The sequence below is a fragment of the Clostridium paraputrificum genome (assembly GCF_900447045.1).
In the GTDB taxonomy this organism is placed as follows: Bacteria; Bacillota; Clostridia; order Clostridiales; family Clostridiaceae; genus Clostridium; species Clostridium paraputrificum.
Genome location: NZ_UAWH01000014.1, coordinates 645,689 through 659,240, shown reverse-complemented (window position 1 = coordinate 659,240; position 13,552 = coordinate 645,689). Strand labels below are relative to the sequence as shown.

Genomic DNA, 13,552 nt, shown 5'->3' with positions numbered 1-13,552 from the left:
TTTAAGTAATATTATAAATATTCTGCAAATTACACTACCTCCTCATAACTTCCATAATTGTCTTAATCACAGCAGAAGTTCCAACCTCTCCTTGTTTAGCATTCATTTTACCAATTAACTCCTTCTTTCTAGTCCTTAATTCCTCTAAATATGACAAAAAGCTTTCTTTAGTTATCTCTTCTTCCTCAAGAACTAAAGAATACCCCTCTTTCTTAAAAGAATTTGCATTTAAAATCTGATCTCCTCTACTAGCTTTTCTAGATAATGGTATTAACAATGTTGGTTTCTTTAATGCTAAAAACTCAAAAATAGAATTTGCTCCTGCTCTAGAAACTATATAATCTGCTGCTTTCATTAAATGAGGTAGCTCATCACTTACAAACTCAAATTGTTTATATCCAGTATAACTTTGTAATTTACTGTCTAAATTTCCTTTTCCACATATGTGAATAACATTAAACTTTGTTAAAATTTCATCCAAGTTTTCTCTAATCACATCATTTATGACCTTCGATCCAAGACTACCACCCATAATAAATAAAATTTCTTTTTCATCTTTAAATCCACATATTTGCTTTCCTTGTAACTTACTTCCATTTAATATTTCACTTCTTATAGGACTTCCTGTTAAAACTCCCTTATTATCTTTTACAAAACTTAAGCTTTCTCTAAAAGTAACACATAGCTTATCGCAAAACGGTGCTGATAACTTATTAGCAAGTCCTGGAGTTATATCTGATTCATGAGCAACCACTGGTATTTTCTTTATACTAGCAGCAATAACTACAGGTACTGCAACAAAACCACCTTTAGAAAAAACTATATTAGGTTTTTCCTTTGTTAATATTTTTTTAGCCTCAATTACTCCCTTGAAAACTTTAAATGGATCTGTAAAATTTTTAATATCAAAATATCTTCTTAACTTACCTGATGATATTCCATAGTAAGGAATTCCTTTTGATTCTATTATCTCTTTTTCTATTCCATCCTTACTTCCTATATACTTAACCTCAAAGCCAGACTCTTCCAAACTTGGTACTAGCGCTAAGTTTGGAGTTACATGCCCTGCTGTACCTCCACCTGTCATTATAATTTTATACTTACTCAAAAAATCAACCCCTAAACTTTTATTTTTATAAACAATTTGTATGGCTTTTCCACCTTTCCCTCTAATTATATATAATAATCATAAAAAAATTACACAAGCTATGATTACAAGGCTACAGGGAGGTGAATTAAAATGTCAAACCAATCATTAGTTCCAGAATCAAAACAAGGACTAGCTAAATTCAAAAACGAAGTTGCTAGTGAAATGAATATACCTTTCTCTGATTACAACGGAAACCTTACTTCTAAACAATGCGGTAGTGTTGGTGGAGAAATGGTTAAGAGAATGGTAGAACAATATGAAAGAGGTCTTTAATTCTCTCTAACCTTAAAAATTGAGGATAGCTTCAAGCTATCCTCTTAAAATTATAACCTAAAGTTCTTAACATTAAGTTGTATATTTCTTTTTCCATTAAACTCATTAATAGTTGGATAATAAATTATATCCATATTAAAATCTGCATATCCGCTATCTACTAATTTTAAAAACTTTTCTTCACCGTACTTATCTATAAACATACTTTTAAAATCTTCGTATTTATCAAAGTTTAACCCTTCAACATATCCAAATGTTCCTGGAATAACGAATCTAAACTTCATAAATTTTTTATCTTTTCCTATAAAAAAGACTCTTGATACTTTGAGATTTTTTACAGCAAACATGGGACTTCCATTGCCTTTTCCAAAAGGTCTTAAACTTTCAACTTCCTCTACTAGACCTTCATCCAAATATTTAATTTCCAATGGAGAGTCTATTTTTATAACTGGAATAATATCTTCATCTGAAAGAGTACATTTAGAATTAAGAGCCTTCCTTAAAAGATATATATTTTCCTCTTTTACAGATAGACCTGCTGCCATAGGATGCCCTCCAAACTTCTCTATATATTCTTTACACTTATTCAATTCTTCAAACATATTATATCCTTCAATACTACGAGCAGACCCCTTTGGCATATCTTTTCCTTTTGTCATAACTATTGCTGGCAAATTAAATCTTTCCCTAACTCTACCTGCTACTATACCAGCTATACTTTCATGTATCTTCTCATCATATACAAGTATAACCTTTTCTCCATTTGTTATTTCTTCCTCAACCTTAGAAATAACACTTTCAACACTATCAAAAGTTAATTCTTGTCTTTCTACATTTAAATCATAAAGCTTTTTAGCTAGTTCTTCTGCATACTTCTCATCTTCAGTTATTAATAATTCTACTGATAAATCTGCTGTTTCTAATCTTCCTGTAGCATTTATACATGGTCCAAGTACAAATCCAAAGTGGTACTCACTTATTTCTTTTCCTTCTAGACCAGTTGCTTTTATTAATGCTTTAAGCCCTATACTAGAGGTGTTATTGATTAGTTTCAATCCCTCTTTAACAATTATTCTATTTTCACCTAAAAGCTCTACAACATCACAAATGGTTGCAATAGCTGCATATTGGAACAAATCATAAAATTCCGAAAAACTTCTTTTCATAGAATTAACTAATTCCATAGAAAATTTCAATGCAACTCCTGCTCCACAAAGCTCCTTAAAGGGATACTCACAGTTTTCCTGTTTAGGATTTATAACACAATCACTATTAGGAACAACATTTATCCTTTTACCATCTTTTTCAATATAAGGTATATCATGATGGTCGGTAATAATTACAGTGAGACCTAGATCCTTAGCCACCTCAACCTGTTCCATAGCAGATATTCCATTATCACAAGTTAGAATTACTTCTGCCCCTTCTGATTTAAGCTTTCTAATTCTATCACTATTCATACCATAACCTTCATCTTCTCTGTTAGGTATGTAATAATCAAAATTTGCTCCTAGTTTCTTTAAGGTTCTATAGAGAATAGTTGTACTACATACTCCATCACAATCATAATCACCATAAATAACTATCTTTTTCTTTTCTTCTATAGCATCCTTAATTATAGATACTGCTTTTTTCATGTCCTTCATCAAGGATGCATCATTTAAATCATTAACTGTACCTTTTAGAAAAAGAGAAGCTTCTTTTTTATTTACAATTCCTCTATTGGCCAATAATCTTGCTATTAGTGGATTAATTTCATATTCACTAGTAAGTTTTATAAAATCTTCTTTTTTATTAATTACCATCCACTTTTCTTTCAAAGCTTCTCCCCCATTTCTTCTCTATTTCATTAAGGAGTTAAATAACATTCCCTCACTTAAGTTTTTCCATTTATCACATTGTAATAACTCTAAAATTTTATAGGCAAATAGCATAGCAGTTGCCGGACCTCTACTTGTAATAATATTACCGTCAACAACTACATAATCTTCTAAATAACTTCCTTTTACTAGTTCATCTTCAAATCCTGGATAGGAAGTTACCTTCTTTCCTTCAATAATTCCTGCTTTTCCAAGAACAATAGGAGCCGCACAAATTGCAGCCACTATTTTTTTATTATCATTAAACCATTTTACTAAATCAATTACCTCTTCATTATCTCTTAGATTAGTAGCACCAGGCATTCCTCCTGGAAGCACTATTACATCATATTCCTTAACTTCTTCACTTATTAGTTTATCTGCTTTAACAACTATATCATGAGCACCTTTTACTTCCATACCAGATATACTAAACATATCACAAGTAATATTAGCCCTTCTTATAATATCTACAACTGTTAAAGCTTCAATTTCCTCAAAACCATTAGCTAGCATTACAGCTACTTTTTTCATAAGAATCCCTCCTAAAAGCCATATATTAGATTATATTTACACTCTTTATTTCATCATCAAGAGAAACTAGCATAACACCTGACCCTCTACCTGCTCTATTTTGAAGTTTAACATCAGATAATTTAATGTCTGCTGTTTCCTTATTCTTTGTAACTAATTGGAACCTATATTCTGATAATGATGAAATAGCAATTTCTCCATTTAAGTCCTGTTCTATATTTACAAAGCATTTACCATAAACAACTTCGTCTTCATCCTTTAAGCTTATACCTGTAACACCTGATGCTATTTTCCCCATTGCATTAACGTTAGATACAGGGAATCTTATAGCCATACCCTTTTTAGTAAATAATACAATGTGACCTATTTTTTCATTAGATATATCTATGCTAACCACTTCATCATCTTCATTCTTAAATTTGTACGCTTGTTGTATTAAGTAGTCTCCTGCGAACTCACTAAGAAGTGTCTTCTTAACTAATCCCTTATTAGAAATTGTATATACTGCATATTCTTCGCTATAATATTTTATAGAGTATATTGCAATTACTCTTTCTTTTTTACCTAGTCCATAAACTAAATCTTCAATAGAAATTTCCCTATTTTTAATTGCTTCTTGAAGCATAAATGATGCTATTTTTATAACGTTACCTTTGTTAGTAAACATTAATAATTCAGATGAGGAATCTGTAGTTACTTTTAATAAATCATTTTTATTGGCTCTCGCAAAAGTTTTTAATGTTCCCTTAGCTGTAACCCCTAAAGTATATTCAACAAACTCCATACTTTCTACATATTCAGCATTTATAACCTCATCTTTAGAAGATAAGTTGAATAATTGTGTTCCTAATATATTTCTAGGTAGGTCTTCTAATTGTGGTATTTCTAGAGTAAACTCTAAACCTAACTTAGTTGAAATTTTTAAAAATTTATTTTCTCCTTCTAAAATATCCGTTCTAACTACCCTTTCTCCCTCTCTAAGCTTAACAGCTTGAACTTTTGAGTAATTAGTTTGGAATTTATCTAAAGAACTTCTCTTAATGCACCCACTATTTGTTACAAACTGTACAAATCTATCTGATGACATTATATTAACTGAATTAACTCCAATTATCTTTTCCTCATCAAGGTTAAGAGCTTTAATTAATGTATCAAGCTTTTCACCCTTCTCTTTCCACTTTCCTTCAGGAATATTTATTCCTTTAATTTGATACATTATTCCTCTATCTGTAAATATAAGAATATTATCAGTAGTATTAGATTTAACTAAAAATCTTAGTTCATCACCTTCCCTATATTCAATCTCAGAAGGTTCTGCATTTGCTCTGATGTAATTTTTATATGGAATTCTCTTTATAAATCCATCCTTTGAAATAGTAAGCATAACATCTTCTACAACTATTAATTCTTCAAGATCAATCTTTGCTTCACTATCATCTTCAACTATTTGAGTTCTTCTAGGATTTCTGTATTTATCAGTTATTTCTTTAAGTTCCAATTTCACTACTTTTAAAAGTTCTTTTTCTTCTGCTAAAATCTTCTTAAACTTCTTTATTTGTCTTTCTAATTCTTTATATTCCTTTTGGAATACATTTATTTCTAACCCTGTTAATCTATATAGCATTAACTCTAAGATCGCAGTTGCTTGCGCTTCTGTAAAACCAAACTTACTAATTAAGTTTTCCCCTGCATCCTTCTTAGACTTAGATTCTCTAATAGTTGCAATAACTTCATCTAAGATATTTATTGCCTTTATAAACCCTTCAACTATATGAAATCTCTTTTCTGCTATTTCTAACTCTTTCCTTGTTCTTCTTGTAACTATTTCTTTTTGGTGATTTATATAATGACCTAAAATAGTTTTAAGTCCCATAGTTTCTGGCTTACCATCTGCTAAAGCAACCATATTAAAGCTTATATTACATTGTAGGTCAGTCTTTTTAAATAAGTATTTTAAAATCTTGTCTGCAGTAGCTTCATCAGCAGCTTTCTTTAATTCAATAACAGCTCTAATACCACTTCTATCAGATTCATCTCTTATATCTGTTATTGCTTCTAATGCCTTTTGATGTCTCTTATCACCAGTCATTTCAGATATAGTTTGTAACAATTTCGCCTTATTTCTTCTATAAGGAAATTCTGTTATTACTATCCCTAATCTTCCGTTCTCTAATTTTTCTATAGAAGTTTTAGCTCTACATGTTACTTTACCTTCACCTGTTTCATAAGCAGAAATCATTGAATTTTTTCCAATTAAAACTCCACCTGTAGGTAAATCTGGCCCCTTAATATAATTCATTAACTCTTTTGTAGTAATTTCCGGATTATCTATGTATGCAAGAACACCATCAGTTACTTCCCCAAGGTTATGTGGAGGTATATTAGTAGCTAAACCTACAGCTATACCAAAGGAACCATTGACCAAAAGATTAGGATATCTACTTGGTAAAACTCTTGGCTCTAATTCACTATCTGAATAGTTAGGTACCATATCCACTGTATCTTTATCAATATCTTTTAGCATATCCATTGCAATAGGAGTTAATCTTGCTTCAGTATATCTCATAGCTGCCGCACTATCACCATCAATAGATCCCCAATTTCCATGACCGTCTATTAAAGGTTCTCTTGTAGAGAAATCTTGTGCCAATATTGTTAATGCATCATATACAGAACTATCTCCATGTGGGTGAAATTTACCTAAAATATCCCCAACTATTCTTGCTGACTTATAGTATGGTCTATCTGGAAAAGCTTTAAGTAAATATGCACCATATAGTATTCTTCTATGAACTGGCTTCAAACCATCTCTTACATCAGGAAGAGCTCTTTCTTTTGCAACCTCTACCGCATAAGGTAGATAGTTGTCTGGCATAGCTTCTTCAAGAAGTACTGGAATTATATTATTATCTTTTGGAATATTATTATTAACTTTTTTAGCCATAAACTATCCCTCCCTTTCTAGAACTCTGCGTATTTGTACATATATTTTTTTCTTGGTTCAACTACATCTCCCATAAGTAGAGATATCATTCTTTCAGCCTTTGCTGCATCCTCTATAGTTACTTGAAGTAAAGTTCTTGACTCTGGGTTTAGGGTAGTTTCCCATAATTGATCTGGGTTCATTTCTCCAAGTCCCTTATATCTTTGAATAAGAGCCCCCTTACCTATTTCCTTCTTAACTTGTTCTAATTCATCATCACTATAAGCATACTTTTGAACCTCTCCTTTTTTAGTATGTTTATATACCTTATAAAGAGGAGGTTGTGCTAAATATAAGTGTCCATTAGCAATTAAAGGTCTCATATATCTATAAATATAGGTCATCCAAAGTGTTCTAATATGATAACCATCTACGTCGGCATCACTCATAATAATTATTTTGTTATATTTTAAATCATCTTCATTATAATTATCTAATGTACCTGTACCTACAGCAGCATTAAAAATCTTAAGCTCTTCAGATGCTAATACATTTTCAAGCTTTTGCTTTTCAGTATTCATTATTTTACCTTTTGAAGGCATTATTGTTTGGAATCTTCTATCTCTAGCTTGTTTTGCAGAACCACCAGCTGAATCTCCCTCAACCACTATAAATTCATTTACATCTTTATTTTTCAAAGTACATACTGCAACCTTACCTGCAAGAGGTGCTGTACCTTTTCCAATCTTTTTCTTTTCTGCATCATTAATCTTTTTTATTTTTTCTCTTCTTTGAGCAGCCGCAAGAGCATTGTTTATTATCATTGTTGCAAGCTCTTTATTATCCTCTATCCACTCACCAAGCTTAGTGTAAGCTAAGTCATTCATCATAGTATAGGCTTCATTATTTCCTAGCTTTGTTTTAGTTTGTCCTTCAAAAACAGGATTAGTTATTTTAATTCTAACTATAGCAGTCATACCTTCTCTTAGGTCATCACCTTCAAATTCCTTATCTTTTCCTTTTACTAGTTCAAGCTTTCTTGCCCATTCCTTAAAAGCTCTAGTCATACCAGTTTTAAAACCAGTTTCATGAGTTCCAGCTTCCGTTGTCGGAATATTATTAACATAACTTGCAATATAATCTGTAGTTGAATCAGTAAATTGAATACATACTTCTCCATACATTTGAAGTCCACTAACTTCTCTCTCACCCTCAAATAAAATAGGTGCTTCATGAAGCTTAGTTTTACTTTCATTTAAATAATCTATAAAATCTAAAAGTCCTCTTTCAGAATAATATTCTTTTTTAACTTCTTCATCTCTTCTATTATCTATTAATTCAAGCCTAATACCTTTATTTTGGAAGGCTAATTCTTGTAATCTCTCATCAATCACATCAAACTTAAAATCTATTGTAGAAAATATTTCTCCATCTGGCATAAATGTAATTTTAGACCCAGTCTCCTTACTTTTACCTACTATATCAAGTTTTGTAACAGGGGTACCTGGCATATCTCTTTTTAGCTCTTTATCATATGCGTATTCAAACCTTTGACGATAAATATTTCCGCCTTGATAAACTTCAACTTCAACCCATTTTGAAAGGGCATTAACTACCGCTGCTCCAACTCCATGAAGCCCTCCAGAAGTTTTATAATTCTTATTATTAAATTTTCCTCCTGTATGAAGCTCTGTAAATACCATCTCTACCCCACTCTTTTTCTTAATTGGGTGAATTCCTGTTGGTATACCTCTTCCATTATCTTTTATAGTAACACTCTTATCCTTATTTAAAATAACTTGAGCTTTATTCCCATACCCATTAGAAATTTCATCTATAGCATTATCTAATATTTCCCACACACAATGATGTAATCCCTTACTTCCAATTGAACCTATATACATACCTGGCCTTATTCTAACAGGCTCCAATTTTTCTAAGGAAGTCAAATCAGTAACATCATAAGTAGTATTATTCTTCATAAACTTTTGCCCTCCACATATATTTTCTATCTCTATAGTTGTCTACATTAAAATATACTTATTTTTATTTACTATGTCAAAATTTATTTATTATAAATATTTTTTAGTTTATCCATATCTTTTTAAAGATATTATAAAATCACCACAACCACTATGTATCTGTAGAATTTTTTAACAGCTTATCTTGCAGTACAATTTTTTAAAAACAAAAAATGGAAGCTAATATTCTTAACTTCCACTTTAAATTTATTAAATATTTACTTATCTAAACATCACAAATTTCAACATTTCTTACATGCTTAGTTGGATTCCATTCCTTATTATTCTTTCTTAATATACCTTGGATTGTAATTGGCACCCAAGTAATAGTATATAGAGCATATAGTAAGAATCTAAAGAAGAAAACTAAACCTTTCTTCCCACAAAATATAAATGTGGCAACTAAGAATATTGCATAGAACCCAAAATTAGCTGCTGCAATAATCGCTCCATCAGTAACACCTTTTAATAAAATAGGCATTATAAAAATATTAGTAGAGAATAATGCAATCATAGTAAAAAGTCCTTTTGATATCTTTCTATCTAATATTAATACTAATGGTGTTATAACAAACTGAACTAATGTTATAGCTTGATATCCTGCACTTCCAAGAAGATCACTCATAATGAATATATTAGCTCCTTCTGGTGCATTTGCTTGAATTAAAGTTAATATTGCTGATATAGCCATTAATAAAGTTGCAAATGGTTGTAAAACATATAATGCGCAATCAAATATATACCATTTTCTTTCCTTAATAGACTTTTTAACAAGTTTAAAGAAATACCTTGATGCAACATCTGTAAACCCTTGCATCCATCTTCTTCTTTGAACCCAAGAAGCTTTTAATCCTAATGGCTTTTCATCATAAATTTTAGCATCATGTGCCCAACCTATTTTTCCACCATTTAGGACAACCTTACATGTAAACTCTAAGTCTTCTGTTAAACATGTAGCTCCCCATCCAAATTCCTTTAAAGTATCAAAGTCAATTGCAAATCCAGTTCCACCAATTTGATTAGAGAATCCAACATTATTTCTTGCAAGTTGGAACATTCTATTTTGTGACCAGAATGCTATTGAATATGAAGTTGCAATCCATGAATCTTCTGGATTTTTACTATCTATATAGCCTTGTACAACTTTATAACCTTCCTTCATCTTAGAGTTGATTTCTCTTAAAAAGTCAGGATGTACTAAGTTATCTGCATCAAATATACAAATGGCATCAAACTTTTCGTCCATTTTATAAATTTTATCGAACATCCACTCTAATGCATATCCTTTTCCTCTTTGATCTTTATTAAACCTTTCAAACACTTTTGCTCCGGCTTCTTTTGCAACTTTTGAAGTATTATCATCACAATTATCAGCTATTACAAAAACTTCAAATAATTCCCTCGGATAATTTTGTCCTAATATACTTTTTACTAATTTCCCAATTACTACCTCTTCATTGTGTGCAGCAACAATCATAGCAAATTTACGCTTAGGAGCATAATCCTTTTTTTCTTTTTTCTATAGGTTCCAAATAACCCTAATATCAAGTAATAGCATAAAACTACAAATGCGAACACTTGAAACACCGCTATTGCTGTATACATTACTTTTTCCATTACTTTCACTCCTAATATTAAATGAGAAGTTCCCATTATATTATTGTTGTCTTTTTTTCTCGTTAATGCGTTCTTATTAATACTAGTTCAATTATATCAAAAAATCAAGGGCAAAAATCTTAATTTTAAATTAATGTTAATTTTTTATATTTTTTCCTATACATGTTTTTTAACTTTCATTATTAAGTTTCCCTATTTCTTATTACTATATAAAAATTTTTATAGGTAGATTGCAAAAAAAAAGGAAATCTTTTTTATTAGATTTCCTTTTGAAAACAAACTTATTTAATTAAACAATTCCTTGAGCCATCATTGCATCAGCAACCTTCATAAAGCCAGCAATATTAGCTCCCATAAGAATATTCTTATCTTTTCCATATTCCTTAGCTGCAGCACTTGCATTCTTATAAATATTCTTCATTATACCTTGAAGTTTTTCATCTACTTCTTCAAATGTCCAAGATAATCTCATACTATTTTGTGACATTTCAAGAGCAGAACATGCAACACCACCTGCATTAGCAGCTTTTGCTGGACCAAACATTAATCCATTGCTTTGGAATACTTCTATAGCTTCTAATGTCGAAGGCATATTAGCACCTTCTGATACAGCAATTGTTCCGTTATCAACTAATATTTTAGCTGATTCAGCATTAATTTCTCCTTGAGTTGCACAAGGTAATGCTATATCACATTTAATAGTCCAAATCCCTCTACATCCTTCTGTATAAGTAGAACCTGGAACTCTATCTGTATATTCCTTAATTCTTCCTCTTTTAACTTCCTTAATATCTTTAACAACATTAAGATTTATTCCATTTGGATCATAAATATAACCATTGGAATCACTTAATGCTACAACCTTTGCTCCTAATTCAGTAGCCTTTTCTGTAGCATATATTGCAACATTACCAGAACCTGAGATAACTACTGTTTTACCATCAAATGATGTTCCATTGTCTTTTAACATTTCTTCTGTAAAATAAACTAATCCATATCCAGTAGCTTCTTTTCTAGTTAAACTTCCACCATATGTCAAGCCTTTCCCAGTTAAAACACCTTGGTCATTAGCTCCTCTTAACTTCTTATAATATCCATACATATATCCTATTTCTCTAGCACCAACACCAATATCTCCCGCAGGAACATCAGTGTCTAATCCTATATGTCTGTATAATTCAGCCATAAAACTTTGGCAGAATTTCATTACTTCATTATCAGATTTTCCTTTTGGATCAAAGTCTGAACCACCTTTTCCTCCACCTATTGGAAGACCAGTTAATGAATTTTTAAATATTTGTTCAAAACCTAAAAACTTAATAATGCTTGCGTTAACAGATGGGTGAAATCTTAATCCACCTTTATAAGGTCCTATAGCGCTGTTAAATTGAATTCTGAAACCTCTATTGACTTGAACATTTCCTTCATCATCTACCCATGGAACCCTAAACATAATTTGTCTTTCTGGTTCAACCATTCTTTCTAATAGCCCCGCTTTTATGAACTCAGGATGCTTATCAAATACAGGCACTAATGAATTTAAAACTTCAGTAACTGCATCTAAAAACTCTTTTTCTCCTTTGTTACGACTTTCCACCTTTTCTAGAACAGATTTAACATATTGCTTACCGTTCATTTTGTCATCCCCTTTTAAATTTTAATTTACCTTAATAATACATTATTTTCTTTATGATTACTACAAAAAATTATTAAAAGGACTATTTTTTAATGAATTTCATACTTATTTAATATTTTCTTTAACAAAATATCAATTTATTAGTACTAACTTACTTTCCCTTTATATTCTTTTAACAAATAAGAAACACTAATCTTAATAATAAAGAAGAGGTGATAAATTGAAAATAGGATATGCATGTACACCTTTATCGACGCCATTAAGAACCACTAGAAAATTTACATTAAACTCATACAATGAAGAAACTCTTAAGACCACTATATCTGATAACTTATTGGATTTATATAAAATATTAGAATTTAATAATAAACTTGGAATAAAACTATTTAGAATTAGTTCAGATATAATTCCCTTTGGAAGTCATAGTATAAATACCTTCAATTGGTCTAAGTATTTCTCTAATGAATTAAAATCCATAGGTGAATTTATTAAAAATAACAACTTGAGGGTTTCTATGCACCCTGGTCAATATACAGTGCTTAATTCACCTAAGGATGAAATAGTAAATAAGGCAATTGATGATTTAAATTACCATACTTCTCTATTAGATTCTATGGGACTAAATTCAGAACATAAAATTATTCTTCATGTAGGGGGAGTATATGACTCAAAGGTTGAATCAACAGAAAGATTTATGAATAACTATACTCTACTTTCTAAATCAATAAAAAATAGATTAATTATTGAAAATGATGAAAAAAATTATTCATTTATTAATGTGCTAAACATTTGCAAAGCTATTAATGCTCCTATGGTTTTTGATAATCTTCATAATGAATGCTTTGGAGATAACAACTATACTCTAGATAAATTATTTGAACTAGCAAAATCAACTTGGTCAAATGAGAAGTGTAATATGAAAGTACACTATAGCCAACAAGATACAAAAAAGAAAAAGGGTTCACACTCTCCCACTATCTTTACAGATGATTTTCTTAAATATTATTCAGTTGCGAAAAATTATAATTTAGATATCATGTTAGAGGTTAAGGATAAAGACTTCTCTGCTATCAAAACTATAAATCTAATAAAGGAATCCCAAAATGCTTTAACTGAAGTTGATAGGTTAATGGAGATTGAACGTTATAAACTTTACTTAATAGAAAAAGGAGAAGATATATTAAAAAAAGCTAAGGACTTAATTTTATTCAGTGATATAAAAGATTTTTATCTATATATAGATAATCTTTATTATAAAGAGCCAACCTCCGCTTCAACTAATAAAGCATTGGTTGAAGGATTTAAATTAATCGAGGAAAATATAAATTCTCGAGAGACAAATCACTTTTTCAAATTAAAAAATGAAAGAAACTATAGTAAGGCTAAAGAATATCTTCATAAGCTTGCAGAAAAATATCTTTGCTATGAACTTTTAAGCTCATATTTTTTTCATAATTAAATTTATATCACTTATATTATTTTTATTTTAAAAGAATATATATTCTTTTAAAAAATATATTCCTTAGGGTGTAAAAAAGA

Annotated in this window: 8 protein-coding genes and 1 pseudogene; 2 read left to right on the top strand and 7 right to left on the bottom strand. The window is 30.2% G+C overall.

Going from position 1 to position 13,552, the window contains the following annotated elements:
• Positions 1–34: 34 nt before the first annotated feature.
• A complete protein-coding gene (locus DR024_RS08050; RefSeq protein ID WP_111918488.1) occupies positions 35–1,108 on the bottom strand; it encodes an undecaprenyldiphospho-muramoylpentapeptide beta-N-acetylglucosaminyltransferase in 1,074 nt (357 codons plus the stop codon).
• 132 nt (positions 1,109–1,240) lie between these two features.
• Between DR024_RS08050 and DR024_RS08045 the strand changes: the two genes are divergently transcribed.
• Positions 1,241–1,423 (top strand): alpha/beta-type small acid-soluble spore protein, encoded by a 183-nt coding sequence (locus DR024_RS08045; RefSeq protein ID WP_099313770.1) that lies wholly within the window; start codon positions 1,241–1,243, stop codon positions 1,421–1,423.
• Between the two features lie 50 nt (positions 1,424–1,473).
• Here the strand turns inward: DR024_RS08045 and recJ are convergent, their stop codons facing one another.
• From recJ to gdhA, 6 genes and pseudogenes are all read right to left on the bottom strand, one after another.
• The gene (gene recJ, locus DR024_RS08040; RefSeq protein ID WP_099327796.1) at positions 1,474–3,243 is read right to left on the bottom strand and encodes a single-stranded-DNA-specific exonuclease RecJ; all 1,770 of its coding nucleotides are present in this window, start codon (positions 3,241–3,243) and stop codon (positions 1,474–1,476) included.
• 21 nt (positions 3,244–3,264) lie between these two features.
• A complete protein-coding gene (locus DR024_RS08035; RefSeq protein ID WP_111918486.1) occupies positions 3,265–3,816 on the bottom strand; it encodes a DJ-1 family glyoxalase III in 552 nt (183 codons plus the stop codon).
• Between the two features lie 25 nt (positions 3,817–3,841).
• A complete protein-coding gene (locus DR024_RS08030) occupies positions 3,842–6,760 on the bottom strand; it encodes a DNA topoisomerase IV subunit A (RefSeq protein ID WP_111918484.1) in 2,919 nt (972 codons plus the stop codon).
• A gap of 17 nt (positions 6,761–6,777) precedes the next feature.
• Positions 6,778–8,721 carry a DNA gyrase/topoisomerase IV subunit B gene (locus DR024_RS08025; protein WP_027099469.1) on the bottom strand — a complete coding sequence of 648 codons (1,944 nt, stop codon included), beginning with the start codon at positions 8,719–8,721 and terminating at the stop codon, positions 6,778–6,780.
• A gap of 265 nt (positions 8,722–8,986) precedes the next feature.
• Positions 8,987–10,377, bottom strand: a pseudogene (locus tag DR024_RS08020) (glycosyltransferase family 2 protein).
• Between the two features lie 289 nt (positions 10,378–10,666).
• Positions 10,667–12,013 (bottom strand): NADP-specific glutamate dehydrogenase, encoded by a 1,347-nt coding sequence (gene gdhA, locus DR024_RS08015; RefSeq protein WP_111918482.1) that lies wholly within the window; start codon positions 12,011–12,013, stop codon positions 10,667–10,669.
• 220 nt (positions 12,014–12,233) lie between these two features.
• Here gdhA and uvsE point away from each other — a divergent pair, with 220 nt between their 5' ends.
• Positions 12,234–13,472, top strand: coding sequence for a UV DNA damage repair endonuclease UvsE (gene uvsE, locus DR024_RS08010; RefSeq protein WP_027099466.1), 1,239 nt, complete (start codon positions 12,234–12,236; stop codon positions 13,470–13,472).
• Positions 13,473–13,552 lie beyond the last annotated feature (80 nt).